The organism is Acinetobacter sp. BIGb0102, assembly GCF_003815055.1.
Classification (GTDB): Bacteria; Pseudomonadota; Gammaproteobacteria; order Pseudomonadales; family Moraxellaceae; genus Acinetobacter; species Acinetobacter vivianii.
The window spans coordinates 87,283-106,573 of the sequence record NZ_RKQE01000001.1 but is presented as its reverse complement, the minus strand read 5'-3'; the positions used below and the strand labels follow the sequence as shown (position 1 = coordinate 106,573).

16 protein-coding genes are annotated in these 19,291 nt (G+C 42.2%); 9 read left to right on the top strand and 7 right to left on the bottom strand.

Going from position 1 to position 19,291, the window contains the following annotated elements; translation table 11 throughout:
- The first annotated feature begins 40 nt into the window (after positions 1-40).
- Both EC846_RS00525 and EC846_RS00520 read left to right on the top strand, forming a co-directional pair.
- Positions 41-1,483, top strand: coding sequence for a protein adenylyltransferase SelO (locus tag EC846_RS00525; protein ID WP_069576257.1), 1,443 nt, complete (start codon positions 41-43; stop codon positions 1,481-1,483).
- Positions 1,484-1,557: 74 nt separating this feature from the next.
- Positions 1,558-2,139: a L,D-transpeptidase family protein gene (locus tag EC846_RS00520; RefSeq protein ID WP_123773762.1), complete on the top strand. Its 582-nt coding sequence runs from the start codon at positions 1,558-1,560 to the stop codon at positions 2,137-2,139.
- A gap of 407 nt (positions 2,140-2,546) precedes the next feature.
- On the opposite strand, the gene EC846_RS00515 is transcribed toward EC846_RS00520, so the two are convergent.
- Together EC846_RS00515 and baeS are read right to left on the bottom strand one after the other, a co-directional pair.
- Entirely contained in the window at positions 2,547-3,233 is a 687-nt protein-coding gene (locus EC846_RS00515) for a response regulator (RefSeq protein WP_004775485.1), read from the bottom strand.
- Between the two features lie 45 nt (positions 3,234-3,278).
- On the bottom strand, positions 3,279-4,949 hold the full coding sequence (baeS, locus tag EC846_RS00510; RefSeq protein WP_004775486.1) for a sensor histidine kinase efflux regulator BaeS: 1,671 nt from the start codon (positions 4,947-4,949) through the stop codon (positions 3,279-3,281).
- Between the two features lie 131 nt (positions 4,950-5,080).
- Here baeS and EC846_RS00505 point away from each other — a divergent pair, with 131 nt between their 5' ends.
- From EC846_RS00505 to EC846_RS00490, 4 genes are all read left to right on the top strand, one after another.
- On the top strand, positions 5,081-5,455 hold the full coding sequence (locus tag EC846_RS00505; RefSeq protein ID WP_005259465.1) for a hypothetical protein: 375 nt from the start codon (positions 5,081-5,083) through the stop codon (positions 5,453-5,455).
- A 311-nt stretch (positions 5,456-5,766) separates the two neighbouring features.
- Positions 5,767-7,569: an acyl-CoA dehydrogenase C-terminal domain-containing protein gene (locus tag EC846_RS00500; RefSeq protein WP_004775488.1), complete on the top strand. Its 1,803-nt coding sequence runs from the start codon at positions 5,767-5,769 to the stop codon at positions 7,567-7,569.
- Positions 7,570-7,731: 162 nt separating this feature from the next.
- Positions 7,732-9,513 (top strand): acyl-CoA dehydrogenase C-terminal domain-containing protein, encoded by a 1,782-nt coding sequence (locus tag EC846_RS00495; RefSeq protein WP_004775489.1) that lies wholly within the window; start codon positions 7,732-7,734, stop codon positions 9,511-9,513.
- A 120-nt stretch (positions 9,514-9,633) separates the two neighbouring features.
- A complete protein-coding gene (locus EC846_RS00490) occupies positions 9,634-10,131 on the top strand; it encodes a phosphate-starvation-inducible protein PsiE (protein WP_004775490.1) in 498 nt (165 codons plus the stop codon).
- Between the two features lie 42 nt (positions 10,132-10,173).
- On the opposite strand, the gene EC846_RS00485 is transcribed toward EC846_RS00490, so the two are convergent.
- Positions 10,174-10,545: an RcnB family protein gene (locus tag EC846_RS00485; protein WP_004775491.1), complete on the bottom strand. Its 372-nt coding sequence runs from the start codon at positions 10,543-10,545 to the stop codon at positions 10,174-10,176.
- A 153-nt stretch (positions 10,546-10,698) separates the two neighbouring features.
- On the bottom strand, positions 10,699-11,190 hold the full coding sequence (locus EC846_RS00480; protein WP_123773788.1) for an RcnB family protein: 492 nt from the start codon (positions 11,188-11,190) through the stop codon (positions 10,699-10,701).
- A gap of 178 nt (positions 11,191-11,368) precedes the next feature.
- Between EC846_RS00480 and EC846_RS00475 the strand changes: the two genes are divergently transcribed.
- Positions 11,369-11,806, top strand: coding sequence for a hypothetical protein (locus EC846_RS00475; protein WP_047429501.1), 438 nt, complete (start codon positions 11,369-11,371; stop codon positions 11,804-11,806).
- 82 nt (positions 11,807-11,888) lie between these two features.
- On the opposite strand, the gene EC846_RS00470 is transcribed toward EC846_RS00475, so the two are convergent.
- The 3 genes from EC846_RS00470 to znuD all read right to left on the bottom strand — a co-directional run bounded on the left by EC846_RS00470 (position 11,889) and on the right by znuD (position 16,339).
- Complete coding sequence (locus EC846_RS00470) at positions 11,889-12,701, bottom strand: hypothetical protein (protein ID WP_123773761.1); 813 nt, start codon at positions 12,699-12,701, stop codon at positions 11,889-11,891.
- A gap of 25 nt (positions 12,702-12,726) precedes the next feature.
- Complete coding sequence (locus tag EC846_RS00465; protein ID WP_123773760.1) at positions 12,727-14,190, bottom strand: phospholipase D family protein; 1,464 nt, start codon at positions 14,188-14,190, stop codon at positions 12,727-12,729.
- Positions 14,191-14,269: 79 nt separating this feature from the next.
- On the bottom strand, positions 14,270-16,339 hold the full coding sequence (znuD, locus tag EC846_RS00460; protein ID WP_123773759.1) for a zinc piracy TonB-dependent receptor ZnuD: 2,070 nt from the start codon (positions 16,337-16,339) through the stop codon (positions 14,270-14,272).
- A 138-nt stretch (positions 16,340-16,477) separates the two neighbouring features.
- Here znuD and EC846_RS00455 point away from each other — a divergent pair, with 138 nt between their 5' ends.
- Entirely contained in the window at positions 16,478-17,248 is a 771-nt protein-coding gene (locus EC846_RS00455; protein ID WP_123773758.1) for a DUF4184 family protein, read from the top strand.
- Between the two features lie 144 nt (positions 17,249-17,392).
- A complete protein-coding gene (gene aspS / locus EC846_RS00450) occupies positions 17,393-19,174 on the top strand; it encodes an aspartate--tRNA ligase (RefSeq protein ID WP_123773757.1) in 1,782 nt (593 codons plus the stop codon).
- The last annotated feature ends 117 nt before the right edge of the window (positions 19,175-19,291 follow it).

Below are 19,291 nucleotides of genomic sequence, written 5' to 3'. Positions count from 1 at the left end.
TTGCTATAGTCATGATTCAGCTCACCATGATGTTTCAGTTATGCAATTCAATTCTCGCTATGATTCTTTAAATCCGAAGCTTTATCATCAGCAACAGCCGAGTCCGTTGCGTGGTGCCAAAGCAGGCCATTTCAATGAAGCCTTAGCAGATGAGTTGCAGTGGAGTGAAGAAGATAAAGCCAACTGGGTTGAAATCTGTAGTGGACAAAAAACCTTTGCTGAATTTCCACCGCTTGCCATGGTCTATGCAGGCCATCAATTTGGACAATGGGCAGGACAACTCGGTGATGGTCGAGGTTTGCTCATCGGACAAATCCTGAATAAACATGGCGAAACAATTGATCTACATCTGAAAGGTGCAGGTTCTACTCCCTACTCACGTATGGGCGATGGCCGTGCTGTGCTGCGTTCGGTAATTCGTGAATATCTAGCTGGACATGCGTTAAATGCTTTGGGCGTTGCATCAAGTCATGCAGTTGGTTTTACCAGTTCAACTCAAGGCGTACAACGGGAAACCCTAGAGCTGGGTGCAATGTTATTGCGCACATCCGAATGTCATATTCGTTTGGGACATTTTGAGTGGATCAATCAATACTCGCCTGAACTCTTGGCTGAATTCACGCAAAAATGTATCGAATGGCATTATCCAGAATGTCTTGAAGCTGAAAATCCAATTCTAGCGTTTGCTGAAGCCGTGATTGAGCGCACAGCTATCATGATTGCCAAATGGCAACTGGTGGGCTTTGCGCATGGGGTGATGAATACCGATAATCTCAATATTACAGGTTCAACACTGGACTTTGGTCCTTACGGTTTTATGGAACGTTTCCGTCCAAACTGGATTAACAACCATTCCGATTATCAGGGTCGTTATACTTATCAGAACCAGCCAAGTATTGGACACTGGAATCTTTGGACATGGCTGAACAATCTGATTCCATTAGCATCGACCGAAGACAAAGAACAGTTCAAACTGGATCTAGCGACTTGCCTAGAAAAATTTGAACCAACATTTTTGCAGTATTATGGTCAGGGCTTATGTCAAAAAATGGGATTACCGCATTTTCATAAAGACAGTTTGGATTGCAGCTTTGCCTTCTTGAGAATTTTGCAAACCGAGCAACTGGATTACACTCAAAGCTTTATTCGCCTACAACAACAAGATTACAAAGCTTTAAGAGATGACTGTATTCATGTCCAGCAATTCGATGATTTCCTGACACATTACCAGAATATCCGTCAACATCAGGATACCGATGAATTAGACCAGCAGATGCAACAGGTCAACCCACAATATGTCCTGCGCAATCATATGGCGCAGAAAGCCATTGAACAGGCTGAACGTGGTGATTTTAGTGAAGTTGACCGTTTATTTAAGCTGTTGAATCAGCCCTACCAAAAACAGCCTGATCTGGAAACTGAAGCAGATACGGCACCTTTACCAAGTGATGTACCAGAGGTAATGGTGAGCTGTTCATCTTAATTTTGAGTCGTTATGATTCACTTGGGTCGCTATTGTGGCTCAAGTGAGTTACTTATTTTTAAAAGAAGAAAATAATGAAAACTGGATTGATTGCTGGATGTGTTGTTTTAATCATTTTATTGGCACTGGCTTTTTATCAGTATGGCAAGTTCATCCCAACATTTGCAGCAACACATACGCCGCTTTCAACCGAAGACATACAGCAGCTCAAACAGAATAAACCTGTCACCTCAATAGAAGTCTTTAAGAGTCAGCGTATTTTGCAATTAAAACATCAACAGGAAATCATTCGCAGCTATCCGATGCGCTTAGGCTTTGATCCGATCGGACATAAACAGTTTGAAGGTGATGGCAAAACGCCTGAGGGAACTTATTCTATTGATTGGCGCAATCCTCAAAGCGCTTATTATAAATCTTTGCACATCTCCTACCCCAATAAAACTGATACAAGCTATGCCCAACAGCACAATCGCTCTGCGGGTGGCGATGTCATGATTCATGGTACGGTTCCGACACGTGCCACCTCATTTCCTGCAAGTGCGCGCTATATGCCACGCAAAGACTGGACCTTAGGCTGTATTGCGGTGACCAACTCGGATATAGACGAAATATGGCAACTGGTTGCTGATCATACACCCATTATCATTCACCCCTAATGGGGCAGCGCTCAGGCGAGTTTGCGGATAAAGGCGGTGATCAAACCGAGCAAGGCTTATTCAGGGGATAAGTTTCTCATCCAGAAATAATCTCATTACCGCAATCTAGCTCACCACAAGTGATTGTAAAGTAATGTAATCTTATTTATAGCAGAATCCAGTGATGGTTCACTTAAAACTAGAAAAGAAGATAATTTCTACAAAACCTTTAAGAAACTATCCACATTTTCTGTGGATAACGCTGTGGTTATCCACAGGATAAAACTTTTTGCAGTGCTCTACCCTTTATCCTCATCAAAACTCATCTCATATCAGCCTCTCTATACGAAGGAAAAGAGACGAGTTTATCTATAGAAACTGGTCCACATTTTCTTGGATATGAGCCACAACAGATCAATTAAAGCTGATTACTCATCTGGATATTCAAAACGATAACCCACGCCATACACCGCTTGAATCCATTCATGACGATTACCCGTATCAGCCGCCTCTGAAATCTTACGACGCAGGTTTTTAATATGGCTATCAATCACACGGTCTGCCACATCAAAGCTATCTGGATTGATATGATCAAGCAACTGTGCACGTGAATAGACCTGTCCAAGATGTTCTAAAAACAGCTCCAATAAACGGAATTCGGTTGGTGTCAAGGTCAATGCTTTTTGTTGATACCAAATCCGTTGCTGAGCTTTATCAATACGGAATAAATCATTTTGCTCAGGCTCTGCTTTACGTTCTAAACGACGCAAAACAGCCTGAACACGGGCAACCAGTTCTTTAGGACTAAAAGGCTTACAGATATAGTCATCTGCTCCCATATTAAGACCCAGGACACGGTCAATTTCTTCAGTACGTGCCGTCACCATAATGATCGGCAGATCAGACTGCTCACGTACTTTACGGCAGATGGTTAAACCGTCCATACGCGGCACCATCAAATCCAGAATCATCAAGCTTGGTTTACGTTGCTGGAACTGGGTAAAAGCATCTTGACCATCATGGAACATACTGACTTCAAAACCAGCAGCTTCTAAATAATCACGAACCAACTGTGCCAGTTCAACCTCATCTTCAACCAACATGATATGTTTCATGGTCTTCATCCTATCCATCATCCTCAACCAGAGAGGATCTAAAAGTTACGTATTTTGTTTTGGGAAAGTCAGTACACAACGTAATCCACCTAATGGTGAATGATCGAAAGTCAGTGAACCACCTAAAGCTTGTGCCAGTTTACATGATAAAGCCAAACCTAATCCTGTACCGCCTGTACTACGTGTACGTGAATCATCGACACGGTAGAAACGTTCACCCAGACGGGCTAGCTGCTCATCATTCATCCCCAATGGGCTGTCATCTACATACAATATCCATTGTTGCTCGTTTTGTTGAGTATGAATCTGTATTTTTCCACCTTGTTCAGTATAACGAACACAGTTACCCAGCAAATTGACAATAATCTGTTTAAAACGATCACGATCTAATGAGAGTAAAGCCCCTTCACCAGACAAGCTGACGTCTAGCTGATTTTGCTCAAAGGTTGATCTGAAATTTTCGACTTCTTGCAGCACCACATCCCACGGATTAACTTCAGCAAAATAGCATTTCAACTGCTGCGCATCGGCCTGAGCAAGATCTGCCAGATCTTGAGTTAATTTCTTCAAACTGCTGACCTGACGCATCATGGCCGCAAGGTGTTCAGGTGTGGCTTTACGAATCCCATCCTGCATCGCTTCGATTTGTGCCTGCAATACAGCCAATGGTGTTTTCAGCTCATGTGAAGTATCGGATACCCATTGACGACGCGATTCTTCATGATGGTGCAAAATATCAGCCAAATGGTTGATCTGATTAGACAAATCACCTAGCTCATCATTACGTCTGATCTTAACCTGATGCTGATAGTTACCACGCGTTAATTCTAGCGTTGCTTTTAACAGGCGCTGAATCGGCTTTTTAAAATAGGTTGCCATTAGCAATGCTGCAATCAAACTAGACAGCACGGTTAAAGCATAGACTAAAAGCAAATAACGTTTTTGATTACTAAAGAAGTTAATACTGGATGCATCATCCTGATCAAGTACAGGTTTTAATCCCAGATAGCCCACCACCCGTTCATCCACAATAATCGGACGAAACGAGATTTGGTCAGTCGCAGGCTCACCAACAATAAATTGCTGATTTTCATCATATAAGGATAAACGAGAACTCAAACCTAAACGATCTGGAATTGAGACAAAACGCTTTTTACCATGCTCAACAGGCGTATTTAATTTATGCTCCTGTTTATCGTCTTTATCATCTTTCTTTAAACGGAACTGACTTGGACTGAGCGGAAAACGTAACCCTTCAAAGGGTTGATATTCGGAAGGTAAATTCTGCTTTAGAATTTTGAGTTCTTCATCATTAAAGATCTGACGATTTCTCATCTCAACATTATTTTGCGCCAAAGTCGGCGAAAGACTCAATAAAGTATGGTCATTAAAATAACGTTGCTGCAAAGCGATATCATACTGACGGCGTAACCACCATTGAGACAGCCGGTCGTAGTCATCTGGCGCTGCGGTTCCCTCGATTTGCAAGATCTGCGCCTGAATGGCATTGCCCCAGTCGTGATAAACGGTATAGACATTGCCTAAGTTGGCAATCAGCCGATCGAGTTTCTGCATTTCGACATCGGCCACATAGCGTGCAAAGTTCTTTTGCATCGTCCAGTGCAAAACACCTAAGCTGATCGTAGCGATCAGTAAGGTGGTCAGTAATACCGTTAAAAACAGGCGTAAGGCTAAAGGGACACGACGAACATTCAAAAGCTTAATCTCAATAGTGTTCTATTTATGGATTGTAACCAACATGGTTCAAAAAAACTCTCCATTGTTTCTTCATCTTTATTATCTAATCTTTAATCATCAAATCACAACTGCTTACGCTGGATAAAACAATGAACAAGACAAAAATTGTATTGATGACCACCTTACTCGGTTCTGTTTTAGGTTTGGCTGCCTGTCAGTCGACCACACCAGCAGAACAGTCAATGAATCGTGACCACCATCGTCACAATATGCAACGCGCACCGCTTACCCCTGAACAGCGTGCCGAATGGCAAGCGAAACGTGAACAGCGTTCAGAACAACGCGAACAAATGCGTCAGGAACATCAGGCACAACGCGCTCAGATCGAACAGGCATGTCAAGGTAAACGTATCGGAGAACGCGTGAACGTTCAATGGAATAAACGTGTGATTGAAGGGACCTGTGAAGTTCGTTTTACACCAGACAAATCACAATTCAAGCGTCAAGCGAATCCAACAACATAATCATCCTCTCCTCTCAGGCGCTTTCGAAGCGCCTTTTTTTTATGTGTTAAATGATTGATTTTTCATTTACACAGCTGCTTACGATTTTACATGAACAGTTTGACTCAAATGCTGGAAAACCACCTACAATCTAAGCGCTTAAGCAGGCTGACCAACAAACTTTGACTTAGCAGTCACTAAGAAATGACCTGCAAAAGCTTGTACCGAACTATAACTTGTTGCACGATTAGCGGTACAAAATGGTGCTCTTGGGCACATTTATCATTGACTAAGATTATAACTCTGGTTTAACCAGTATTGAGGAACCCGCTATGCCACAATACAAAGCACCCTTACGTGATATGCAGTTCGTATTGCACGAATTATTAAATGCTGAAGCACATTACGCAAAACTTCCTGCATTTCAAGACACTGTAAGCCGTGAATTGGTTGATCAATACTTAGAAGCAGCGGCTGATTTCTGCGAGAACGAACTTTCTCCTTTAAACCAAGTGGGCGACCGTGAAGGTTGTACTTGGAACGACGGTGTTGTTACTACCCCGACAGGCTTTAAAGAAGCGTATCAAAAATATATCGAACTTGGCTTCCCGTCTCTTTCTGCTGATGAAGAGTTTGGCGGTCAGGCATTACCAAACTCTTTAGGGATTGCAATCTCTGAAATGGTGGGTACTGCAAACTGGTCATGGGGTATGTACCCTGGCCTTTCTCATGGTGCTGTGCGTACTTTAGAACACCACGGTTCTGATGAGCAAAAAAATACTTACTTGCCAAACCTTGTTTCAGGTGTTTGGACAGGTACGATGTGCTTGACTGAATCTCATGCAGGTTCTGACTTAGGTATCATCCGTTCTAAAGCTGAACCAAATGCTGATGGCAGCTATGCAATCTCTGGCGAGAAAATCTTTATCTCTGCTGGTGAACACGACATGGCTGAAAACATCATCCATATCGTACTTGCACGTTTACCGGGCGCGCCAAAAGGTACCAAAGGGATTTCATTATTCATCGTACCTAAATTCCACGTGAATGCTGACGGTTCTGTCGGTGAGCGTAATGCCGTACGTTGTGGTTCAATCGAACACAAAATGGGTATCCATGGTAACGCGACTTGTGTCATTAACTTCGACCAAGCAAAAGGTTACTTGATTGGCCCTGAAAACCGTGGCTTAAACTGCATGTTCACTTTCATGAACACTGCGCGTATCGGTACTGCGGTTCAAGGTTTATCTGCATCTGAATCTTCTTTCCAAGGCGCTTTGGCGTATGCGAAAGACCGTTTAGCAATGCGTTCGCTTTCTGGCCCTAAAGCACCTGAAAAAGAAGCTGATCCTATTATCGTTCACCCTGCTGTCCGCAACATGCTTTTAACGCAAAAGTCATTTGCTGAAGGTGGTCGTGCGCTGGTTTACTTATTGGCTCAATATGCAGACATCGTTGAAAAAGGCGAAACTGAAGAAGAGCGTAAGTTTGCTGACAACATCTTGTCTTTGTTAACACCAATTGCAAAAGCATTCTTAACAGAAACTGGTTCTGAATCTGCGAAGCACGGTGTACAAGTCTTTGGTGGTCACGGCTTCATTTCTGAACACGGTATGGAGCAAATCGTACGTGATACACGTATCGCTTGTTTGTACGAAGGAACAACCGAGATTCAAGCGCTTGACTTGTTAGGTCGTAAAGTATTGCAAACTCAAGGTGCAATGTTGAAAGACTTCACCAAGATCATCCACAAATTTGTTGAAGCAAACAAAGACAATGCTGCGATGCAAGAATTCGTTGCGCCATTGGCTGCTGCAAACAAAGAATGGGGCGATATCACCATGCAAATTGGTATGCGTGCAATGCAAAACCCTGATGAAGTTGGTGCAGCTGCGGTTGACTACCTCTACTTCTCTGGTTATGTAACGCTTGCTTACTTATGGGCACGTATGGCACTTGTTGCGCAAGAGAAATTGGCTGAAGGTACAACTGATGTTGACTTCTACAATGCAAAAGTGACGACTGCTCGCTTCTACTTCAAGAAGATCTTGCCACGTGTTCGTTCTCATGTAGACGTACTTTCAACTGGCGTTGCGCCATTGTTTGAACTTGATGCGGAACATTTCGCTTTCTAAACATAGTTTAGAATGAGATGCAACGTTCATCACAGAAAAAGGACTGGTCAGTTTTGACCGTCCTTTTTTTGTTTAATCAATGCTAAATTTATACGATTCAATTTATTTGTTCGTTTTATTTGATCATTTTGCACATGACGCTGTGCGTAGAAAGGAACGATTATGCCAATTTACAATGCTCCTCTAGCAGACATGAAATTCATCTTAAATGATGTATTTAAAGCAGAACAATTTTGGCAGGCGAATGAAAACCTGGCTCATGTAGATGCTGCAACAGCTGAAGCAATTTTAGAAGAAATGGCGAAGTTTGCCCAAAACGTGACACATCCGTTAAACCGTACGGGTGATGAAGAAGGCGCACGTTGGGAAAATGGTGAAGTTTTCACCCCAGCAGGTTTTAAAGAAGCATTCCGTCAATACGCTGAAGGCGGCTGGATCGGCTTAGGTGCTGACGAAGAATGGGGCGGTCAGGCCATGCCAAAAATGCTGACTGTACTGTCTGATGAAATGCTGTTCGCAACCAATCCATCATTCATGCTCTACCCGCTTCTTTCTGTGGGTGCAGGTATGGCTTTAAACAGCTATGCATCACAAGAGCAAAAAGAAACGTATTTACCTAAAATCTATTCGGGTGAATGGTCAGGTACAATGTGTTTAACCGAGCCACATGCAGGTACAGATTTAGGGATTATCAAAACTAAAGCTGAACCGAATGAAGATGGTACGTATAACATTACTGGTACGAAAATCTTCATCACGGGTGGTGACAACGATCTCGCTGAAAACATCATTCATTTGGTACTTGCAAAAACCCCTAATGCACCTGCGGGTTCACGTGGTATTTCATTATTTATCGTACCGAAATTCCTGGTGAATGAAGATGGTTCTTTGGGCGAGCGTAACCCTGTTGGTCCAGGCTCAATTGAGCACAAGATGGGGATCAAGGCATCTGCGACTTGCGTGATGAACTTTGATGGTGCCAAAGGTTATCTTGTCGGTAAAGAAAACGAAGGCCTTGCTGCGATGTTCGTGATGATGAACTACGAACGTTTATCAATGGGTATCCAAGGTCTAGGTGCTTCTGAATTTGCTTATCAAAATGCTGCACAATACGCGACTGACCGTTTACAGGGTCGTAGCGCATCTGGCGTTCAATCTCCAAACAAACCAGCAGACAGCATTTTAGTGCATGGTGATGTACGTCGTATGTTGCTCAATGTACGTGCCAACAACGAAGCCTCTCGTGCATTTGCGGTGTATGTCGGTCAACAGCTCGACATTACTAAATTCTCAACTGATGCTGAAGCCGTGAAGAAAGCCAATGATCGCGTTGCACTTTTAACACCAATCGCAAAAGCTTACCTCACTGACACTGCTTTCCAAGCGACTTTAGATGCGCAAATGGTCTTCGGTGGTCACGGTTATATCCGTGAATGGGGCATGGAACAATGTATCCGTGATCTTCGTATTGCTCAAATTTACGAAGGGACCAACGGCGTTCAATCTCAAGATTTAATTGGTCGTAAAACCATTAAATGTGGTGGTGCATTCATCGCAGAATACATCACAGAGATCCGTGACTTTGCCAATGATCTAGATACGGATTTAAACTTCATTAAAGATGCAACTCTTGACGCTGCAACTGAAATTGAAGCGATCACCCAATTCATCATTGAACAAGCAGCCGAAAATGCAGAGTTCCCGAACTCAGCTGCGGTTGATTACCTACATGCTGTGGGTTTACTCAGCTTTGCTTATATGTTCGCAAAAATTGCGGCTGCTGCCAAAGACAAATCTGGTGATTTCTACCAAAACAAAATTGCATTAGCGCAATATTTTGTAGATCGTATCTTGCCTGAATTAGATGCGCGTTTAGCGAAAATCAAAGCAGGTTCAGACTTGATCATGAACTTCAGCGAAGATTACTTCACCAATCAAGCTTAAGTCGCATTCAATCATAAAAACTGCCTCAATCTAGGTTGAGGCAGTTTTTTTATGCCTATAATAAAAACAGCATAAAACTTGCATATCATTCCAATCATCATGTTGAGCATATAAATCGCCATGTCGAATTCAAAAGATAAACTTGAAGGCTTACCTCGTCTACTTGATCGCTTCGGTCACTACGCAGTTGAAGCCTTTCATTATTTAGCCCTGTTTATTATCGGCTGTATGATTGCATGGTCAGCCGTACATACCGTGATTGAGATTCTAACGGTTAAACAGTACGCCACCATTGATGATATCTTGCTGCTGTTTATCTATTTGGAACTAGGCGCCATGGTCGGGATTTATTTCAAGACCAATCATATGCCAGTGCGCTTTCTGATCTATGTCGCGATTACTGCACTGACCCGTTTGCTCATTGCTGATATTCAGCATAATCATAAAGCGTCGATGGATTTAGTCATTACCACAGGTTCGATCCTGATTTTGGCAGTTGCGATTCTGGTGGTGCGTTTTGCATCATGGAACTACCCTTCTGTGATTCGTGGCAAAGATCAGGAGCAACAATTGCCTTCCAATAAAACGCCTCGACCGCAAGATGATGAATTGGCATAAATAAAAAAAGCAGGCGGATTGCCTGCTTTTCTCATATGAGGATTATGCCACTCGGAAGATACGATATTTGGAATCAACCAGTACATATTTGCCTTGTACCTGCATCCAGTTATAGCCACGTGGTGGCTGATAAAGGCGATGGTAGCGATAATTGGATACCATATAACGATTACTACGGAATTCTGACGGTAAACGCTCACCACGTTTGAAGTTGATACGTTGACCATAATGATTACCGCGATCACCATTTGACCAGCGTGGTTGCTCACGGTGATCATGTCGGTGGTCATAACGATCATAGCGCTGATCATAACGGTCTTTATGATCATTATTCCAACGGTTTGAATCTGCCATTGCTGATGCAGATACACCGAGCATGAGTGTTGATACAAGCAATACGACGGTCTTTTTCATTGTGTGATCCTCTGTTTTTTCGATCTGAAATCAGATTAAGAAAAACTCTAGGAGAAAGCATGAATAAAACTCGCGACATTGCAAAGCTTTGTAATGAATAGCGAGAAATTGTGGAGAATACTCTCTATTCAAAATTTAAAAACAGATGTCAAATCAGCGAATAATCTCAATGGTAAAGTTATCATCGGTCACTAAAAGATAACGTCCATCGACGACTACCCAATGTCGACCGCGTGGCGGTTCACGCAAAGAATAATAATCCCAATCCCGCACCACATAACGCTCGCTACGGAACTCACCTGGTAATTCATTTCCCACCACAAAGGACTCACGGCGATAGCTGCGGTCATATTGAGTCTCTGGATAATATTCAATCCGAACGCCGGGGCGATGGTTTGAATGGGGATAATAGTTATTTTGATTCGGCTGATAATAATAGCCTTTCGGTGGCGCAGTAGGTGTCGCGCGCTGATTCGAGAACGCAAATGGGTCTTGCGCAGGCGGTTGATAGGCAGGTGTATTCTGATGATATGAACGGCGTTCTACCCCGCTATATCCACCCCATGCATTATCAGCATAGCTCATTACAGGGAGACCGCTGAGTAAGCTGACCAAGCCATAGATATAAAGTTTAGATTGCTGCATCATGATCTCCCAAAATCAGAGTATGCTTTTATTTTAGAATAAAAAATAAGCGCCACTGTTGTAATAATATTTTTTCAGACTAACTGTTTAATTCCGTGGATAAAGCGCAGCTCGCTATAGCCTCTCAGAGATATGTTAGAATCAATTTTTTGGTTTTGAGGCAACATCTGTGGCTGAAATGAATTTTGATCGTCTCTATCAATTTTTCTGTAAAGTTCCTAGCGTACAAGAATCCCGTATCGTGGCGCATGGTGCAGATGGTCAGCATGCATGGTGGTTTAAGTTCAATATTGATGTTGAACATCCATTGGCATGGCAAACAGTTCAGGAACTGGGACATGTCCTCAATTATTTATCGACGAATGAGCGTCTACCCACCCAATTTTTCCCCGTATCACCACCGCCCTATATGAACGGTGAAGCCAAAGATTTTCTGGCTTGGGTGATCCAGTGTAATCATCCAGAATTTAGCCCAGATATCGTCTGTGACTGGTTAGAAGCGCGTTTACCCAACCCTGTCGATGATGAAAATCAGTGGAAAATCAAAACCGATTTAAGTGAACTGGATCAGTTAGCAGATAAAGATCTGGATCAATTGATTCCACCGAGTCCTTAATTTTCATTGATCGTGTATTTCTTTCAACAAGCTGAATATCAAGTAAACCTCCAAATTCAGCTTCTTGAACTCTCGTTCTGAATCACGATAAGTCATAACCCAAATATTCTTGTGGTGATTCAGAATAAGGTAAAATCAGATAATTATTTTTTAAAATCAAGTCTTTCATTGCCTTTTGATGAGATAAATCTAAAGGATAAATCAAAGCGAGATCCTGAATTAAATCTTCAATTTTTTCTGCATTAAAATCTGCTGTTTTGATCCATCCTAATAATGCTGCTCCAAGCCCGATAAATTCGAAGCCATAATGCTGCATTTTCTGAATTAGCGCATAATTTTCAAAAGGATCAAAATCACAAGAAAAATAGCCATTCGGCATCATCGCCAGTTTCAATGCTTCTGTTTCAACAACGGCCACTTTAACCATGATTTCAGTATGAGTAGAGATCAATAGATGTTGATTGAAATAAACGAGCGCCTCTAGATCACTTTTATCATAGTGCTGCATTTTTCCAGCCAAGCTTTCAAAACTCCGCTGATGGTCTAGATGACTCAGCTGTTGTACATGGTGTTGAAACAACAAAGGTGTGACAATATTACTTTCAATCAGAAGACTGTCTCGACTTCCAAGATCTTCGATTCCTTCAAAATATTGACGATCGTCGAAATAAAGTTGCTCACCCAATTGAGCATGCATAGAAGTGTATTCTGCCTGTGCCCTATCATCCAGAACCAGAAACACCTTTTTAGGATAAACCTCCTGTTTAAGGGAGCGATAGCATTCCAAGAGTTCTGCCCAACTTTGAATTTCAACAATATCTGCATAATGATTGAATTGATGTACATCTAAATCAATCTGCTCATCCTGTCTGATATTGAGTTTAATTTTCGCCATTGTGTAGAACTCTATTTATGCTGAATTAAAAAGTAGATAACCCCGACCATTCCATAAAACGATAGATCCAGTATTTTACTTTTGACTCATCAGCATATTTTGCATAATCCACTGTGATTTGACGTGCATTGGCGTTGCTCCATGCTGCATCAAAGTATTGTCCGGCATCTTTAAACACTGGCGCTTGTGATGAACCAATCACACGCATATCAGTTTCAAGATTATAGTTTTTCAGATTACGTGCCGTTAAGTTGGCAGAACCCAGAATCATCTCAGCTTGCTGTGCATTGTATTTAAGCAACATCTTGCTATGGCACTGTTCACCACGAGTATCGCACCAACGAATTGGGATACCAGCAGCATTGAGCTCTGATGCAACTTGGCGATTCGGCATGCCATTCTTCTGACGGCCAAATGCATCTTTATTCGGATCGATCATGATACGGATGTTGACACCACGTTGCTGCGCTTGCTTCAGTGCTTCAATAATATTGCGTTCCGACAAATAGAACATCGCCATATCCAGATGCTCTTTACTCTTAGCAGTCTGAATCATTTTCAAGATGCCATCATAAATGGCTTTTTCAGTCAGCACTTGCACCTGCGGCAAGGTTTTGTCTTCGCTCACCCCACCCATAATCACAAAAGGACTAGCCCCCTTTGACATGTTGGCAACGGCTTGTTCAGTCTGTAAGACATCAATCGCGGTTGGCCCATCCACCACCAGTGCTACATTACTATGATGCGAACTACCATCATGCGGATTGGCAGAGGTCACCAAACTTTTCCAGCCCTGTTCAGTATCAACTACCAAGGTTTTACGATGATTGGCCTTGAAGTTGAATAACTCCAGATAACTACGCAAGGTAATTTTTTCATCACCAAATGGGCTACTTAACCAGCCACCTTCAGGATTATTACCCAAGTTCTGACAGCAGATATACCAAAAACCTGACCAAAGCGGATTAGAAGCACGCAATGGTTTTAAATCAGTTTCGATCACATCCACACCCGCTTGGCGCAACTGTAGATAATGCTTCGGTGTCATTCCACCATAAACCGAATTGATCGGATCGGTTATCACCACAACTTCAACATTTGGATGCAAACGACGCTTAACGATCAACGCATCTGTCAACTCTTGCATCAAAGGAAATTGCTTAACCTTTGACTTTCCCACTTCCTGATTAAACAGGAACATATCCAGCACAATCGTAGTCTGTGCCTGATCAATTAAATGAAAAACTTCCTTGAAAATATGCTGATCGACCTGTTGCTGGCCTTGTGCATCGATATAAGTCTGATCGGCTAAAAATTTCACATTGGCATGACGCAACTGCCCAGTAAAATCCAGCCCTTTCGGGAGTGGTTTTACTGTGTGGTAGACTGCCGAAGCAATGTACCCAATCGCAAAAATACTCAATATGACTGCCATGTAACGTCGACCTGACCAGTTTAATTTTCGATGGATTCGTTGGAAGATACGCATATAAACAAAAAAAGCCCTAGCCTAATGGTCTAAGGCTAGAGCTTATACTTTGATTTTTCAATAAGATTTAAGTGAAAAATTAGAAGTTAAAATTCACCCCAACGGTAAAGTTACGGCCCACTTGTGGAATCGTTGATAAGAACGATGCATGTTGGTAAACCTGATCATCCAACAAGTTATTGGCATTTAGATAAACACGATAATCACCGACATTGCTGTATTTACCTGAATAAGCCACACCCAGATTTAACATGTTATAGCTTTGCGTATCGGTTTCATAAGCTGCAATCTTGTCTTGCTGGAACACGTGGTAGTATTCAGCTGAACCGCTAAAGCCATCACCAAAGTCCGCATTTACTTTTGTTCCTAGACGACCTGCTGGAACACGTGGGGCATTTTCATTGTCAATCTTGCCGCGAACATAATCACCGAATACACCAACTTTATACATGTCCGAGATCTGATAACCCGCTTCTGCCTCAGCACCATAGAAACGTGCCTGATCCTGCGTATATTTGACCAAACGGAAATCTTTATAACGATCTAAGGTTTGAGCGTAGATATAATCATCAAACCAGTTGTGGTACACATGGATATGGTAGTCAAATTTGTTATTGTCATAATGGAAACCCAATTCAACATTATTTGACTTCTCTTTACTTAAACGATCATTACCCAGCTCATAAGTATTGGTCGCGAAATGCCCACCATTGGCGTACAACTCTTGCGCTAAAGGTAAACGCTCCTGATGTGAAGCAACCAACGAAAGTTTATAGTCTGGTGCAAACTCCCAGTTGGCAGCGCCTGAAACAGAAAAGGCTGAACCGTCAAAATCTTTTTTGCTTGAGTCATCAATATCAATTTTTTGTTTTTCTGCGCGTGCTGCCAGCTCAACATGGACATCATTAAATTGTGCATGCTCTAAACCAAAGATGCTCCACTTCTTGGTGGTATTCGGTGCCAAGAACGCTTCTTCACCAGTGAGTTCCAGTTTCTGTTGACCATATTGCGTTCCAATCACCCCTTCCCATGGGCCAATTGGATTATGTACCAACTCTAAACGCCCATCATAGCCCTTGTTTTTAAAGCGCGTAGCGATGGTATCTTCTTCAATTTCATCATGTTTATAATCGGTATAACTCGCTTGAGCACGTAACTTTTTAAAGCCTGCAAATGGATCATTCAGTTCTGTACGCACATCATAGCGCTCAGATTTTAAGTCAATCCAAGGCCCTGTGCCATGTTCATGGTCGTGATCCTCATGACCATGATCATCTTCACCGTCGCCATGATCATGCTCGCCGCAATGTAAATGAGGGCGTCCAGAAAGATGTGCATGACAGCTTTCATATTCATGACTATGCCCAGGTAAACCATATTGATCTTGACGGTTGCTATAAGAAATGCCCGTAAAGCCACGATCATAAATCCAGGATAAACCGACATTCACGGTTTGACCTTTAGCAAAGGTATTGTCCACACGGCGCTCTCGCTCTCCTTCATGTACATAATCTGGAGCGATATAATCATTGGCTTCACGCTTTAACCCTTCGACACGTAACGCAACCTGATCACCCAGACCAACCGTTACGCCCGCAGTTGCCAGCTTTTCATCACTTCCAGTGTTGTAACGTAAGCCAACATTACCTTCGTAACCTTTTTCAGGCATTTCTGTTGGAATCTTGCTATCGGTGACATTGACTAAACCACCAACCGTTCCAGCACCAAATAATAAAGTTGATGGGCCACGAATCACTTCAACCTGCTTTGCCAATGTAGGATCGACTGTTACCGCATGGTCAGGAGACAAGGTGGATACATCAATGTTTTCAGATGAATTTTGCAGCACCTTAACACGCGGCCCATCTTGTCCACGAATGACAGGACGGCTAGAACCAGCACCAAACTGATTTGAATAAATGCCAGGCTCGCTGCTTAGCGCTTCACCAATGGTAACAGCCCCCTGTTGTAAACGCTTTTCATCTACAACGGTATCTGCAACAGCAAAATCTTTTGAGGTTTGCTCAAGCGGATGCGCTTTAATTCGTATGGTATCTAAGGTAGTAACTTGTTCATTTTCTGCTGCAAATGTAGATACAGATACAACAGCTAAAATGGATAAGGTCAAAATATTTTGCGGAAATGACATACCGTGTCCCGAATCAGTTGATCGTTATTTTTTGTTATATTATAACATTTCATTTAATTTGCAATAAAAAACAGTGCAACAAAGGACATTTGCTACACTGCTTATCCATGATTCAATGAATGGTCGTTTTCCAACGATATGCCTTTTACACTTTCCCATGCAGTTCTCGCTCCGCCGTTATCCAAATTAAGTCAGGGTCATTTGCCTGTTGCAGCACTGGCAATTGGCTGTATGACACCTGATCTTTATCGATTATTTACGCAAGAAAATACACCTTTAACACACCAATGGGCAGGTATCTTATTTCCGAACTTGCCATTGGGCCTATGCTTTTGTTTAGTCTGGTATTTAATCTATCGACCTGTGACTTATCGTTGTCTTGAGATTCAAGATCCTTTAAATATCAAGTCACTGGATGATTTTATTTCTTTCAGCTTTTTGAATTGCATTGCACTTATTATTGGAATTAGCACACATTTGATCTGGGATGGATTAACCCATCTTGATTTTCGAACATTTGCTTTTAAAGGAATTCTGGCCCATAACGTTTCATTTTTGGGTTTTAGTTATCCATTACATTTTGTCTTACAGATTGGCTCTTCAATTATTGCCTTGCCGTTTTTGATAAAAATGTGCTGGGAGTATTATAAAACGCATAAACATCATTATCCCGTTCCCTCTAAACTCAAGGGATTTGCACTCATCAGTATGATTCTTTCCATCTTATATGGGCTGTTCTCAGTGTTTGACTATAACCGTCATATCAATACTGATCTTTGGAATACCGAACGTTATTTTTTTATTGGCAAATCGATTAATGAATTTACACAAGCTGGCTTAACTGTCTTTACCATGGCTTGTCTATTATTCTTGTTTTTGGATCGGACTAGCCGTATGAAAGCATTTTAGCAAAAAGCGTCTGTTTAAAATTCGCTTGAAAACATTAAGACTTGAGACTATACGTTCAACAAGGCATAATCTCCCCTTCATTGGTGCTGCGCTGTTTACGCATTCACCTTCTACAGCCAATATAGTTTGGATAAATAATTCAATATGATGCGCACTCATTACTGTGGCTCTTTAACTGAAGCCCAAATCGATCAAACAGTTACTTTATGCGGATGGGTTCATCGTCGCCGTGACCATGGCGGTGTGATTTTCCTTGATATGCGTGACCGTGATGGTCTTGTACAGGTTGTTATCGATCCAGATACCCCTGAAGCATTCGCAACAGCAGATAAAGCACGTTCAGAATTTGTTTTAAAAATTACAGGTCGTGTTCGTCGTCGCTATGAAGGTACTGAAAATGCCAACATGGTGAGTGGCCAGATTGAAGTTTTAGGTAAAGAGATCGAAGTTCTTGCAGCTTCTGATACTCCGCCATTCCCATTGAATGACGAAAATACCAATATTTCAGAAGAAATTCGTTTGAAATACCGTTTCTTGGACATCCGTCGTCCAGAAATGTTAGAGCGCTTACGTTTCCGTTCTAAAGTGACCAACTTGATCCGTAACTATTTTGAAGATCATGGTTTCCTTGACGTGGAAACACCAATTTTGACACGCGCAACGCCAGAAGGTGCACGTGACTATTTAGTACCAAGCCGCGTTTCAAATGGTAGCTTCTATGCGCTTCCACAATCACCACAATTGTTCAAACAGTTGTTGATGGTTGGTGGTATCGATCGTTATTACCAAATTGCTAAATGTTTCCGCGACGAAGATTTACGTGCGGATCGTCAGCCTGAATTTACCCAAATCGACGTTGAAACATCGTTCATGAGTGACGATGACATCATGGATTTAATGGAAGGCTTAACAGTTAAAATGTTCAACGAATTATTGAATGTAAAATTCGATAAGTTTGAACGTATGACTTATGCTGACGCAATGCGTGATTATGCATCTGACAAACCAGATATGCGTATTCCATTGAAACTTGTTGACGTTGCAGACTTGATGCAGGACGTTGAATTCAAAGTTTTCGCAGGCCCTGCAAAAGATCCTAAAGGCCGTATCGTTGCTTTACGCGTACCGGGTGCTGGTTCATTACCGCGTAGTGCAATTGATGAATACACCAAATTCGTAGGCATCTACGGTGCGAAAGGCTTGGCTTATATCAAAGTCAACGAACTTGAAAAAGGCATCGAAGGTCTTCAATCACCAATCGTTAAATTCATCGAGCCAATCGTACTTGATCTATTGAAACGTGTTGGTGCCGAGAATGGCGACATCGTGTTCTTTGGTGCAGATAAAGCCAAAGTTGTAAACGATGCGATGGGCGCACTTCGTGTGAAAGTCGGTCATGATCTTAACCTTGCAACTTGTGAGTGGGCGCCACTTTGGGTTGTTGATTTCCCAATGTTTGAAGAAACTGATGATGGTAAATGGACCTCTGTTCACCACCCATTCACACTTCCAAAATCAAGCGTTGAAGAAGTGAAGAACAATCCAGGTGAAGCACTTTCTGTTGCTTACGACATGGTATTGAACGGTACTGAAATCGGTGGCGGTTCACTTCGTATCTATACTTTAGAGATGCAAAAGGCAATCTTTGAAGCTTTAGGTATTGGCGAAGAAGAAGCAGAAGAGAAATTCAGCTTCTTACTGAATGCATTACGTTATGGCGCGCCTCCGCACGGTGGTTTGGCATTCGGTCTTGACCGTTTGATCATGCTCATGACAGGTGCATCTTCGATTCGTGATGTAATTGCATTCCCGAAAACCAAGACTGCTGAATGTCCATTGACTCAAGCGCCAGCACCAGTTGAAGCAAATCAATTGCGTGACTTGGGTATTCGTTTACGCGAAAAGCCAAAAGCTGAAGAAAAATAAACCTTGAGTTTATGCTTCAACAAAAACCCTGCACTCTGCAGGGTTTTTTTATAATCCCTAGTTTTGCTTTGAGATCATGTCCGCTAATGGCATAATAGACTGCTTTTTATTGAGAGG

Coding starts and splice junctions, on each gene's coding strand:
- EC846_RS00525 (WP_069576257.1), top strand. CDS start 41: ATGCAATTCAATTCTCGCTATGATTCTTTAAATCCGAAGCTTTATCAT.
- EC846_RS00520 (WP_123773762.1), top strand. CDS start 1,558: ATGAAAACTGGATTGATTGCTGGATGTGTTGTTTTAATCATTTTATTG.
- EC846_RS00515 (WP_004775485.1), bottom strand. CDS start 3,233: ATGAAACATATCATGTTGGTTGAAGATGAGGTTGAACTGGCACAGTTG.
- EC846_RS00505 (WP_005259465.1), top strand. CDS start 5,081: ATGAACAAGACAAAAATTGTATTGATGACCACCTTACTCGGTTCTGTT.
- EC846_RS00500 (WP_004775488.1), top strand. CDS start 5,767: ATGCCACAATACAAAGCACCCTTACGTGATATGCAGTTCGTATTGCAC.
- EC846_RS00495 (WP_004775489.1), top strand. CDS start 7,732: ATGCCAATTTACAATGCTCCTCTAGCAGACATGAAATTCATCTTAAAT.
- EC846_RS00490 (WP_004775490.1), top strand. CDS start 9,634: ATGTCGAATTCAAAAGATAAACTTGAAGGCTTACCTCGTCTACTTGAT.
- EC846_RS00485 (WP_004775491.1), bottom strand. CDS start 10,545: ATGAAAAAGACCGTCGTATTGCTTGTATCAACACTCATGCTCGGTGTA.
- EC846_RS00480 (WP_123773788.1), bottom strand. CDS start 11,190: ATGCAGCAATCTAAACTTTATATCTATGGCTTGGTCAGCTTACTCAGC.
- EC846_RS00475 (WP_047429501.1), top strand. CDS start 11,369: ATGAATTTTGATCGTCTCTATCAATTTTTCTGTAAAGTTCCTAGCGTA.
- EC846_RS00470 (WP_123773761.1), bottom strand. CDS start 12,701: ATGGCGAAAATTAAACTCAATATCAGACAGGATGAGCAGATTGATTTA.
- EC846_RS00465 (WP_123773760.1), bottom strand. CDS start 14,190: ATGCGTATCTTCCAACGAATCCATCGAAAATTAAACTGGTCAGGTCGA.
- znuD (WP_123773759.1), bottom strand. CDS start 16,339: ATGTCATTTCCGCAAAATATTTTGACCTTATCCATTTTAGCTGTTGTA.
- EC846_RS00455 (WP_123773758.1), top strand. CDS start 16,478: ATGCCTTTTACACTTTCCCATGCAGTTCTCGCTCCGCCGTTATCCAAA.
- aspS (WP_123773757.1), top strand. CDS start 17,393: ATGATGCGCACTCATTACTGTGGCTCTTTAACTGAAGCCCAAATCGAT.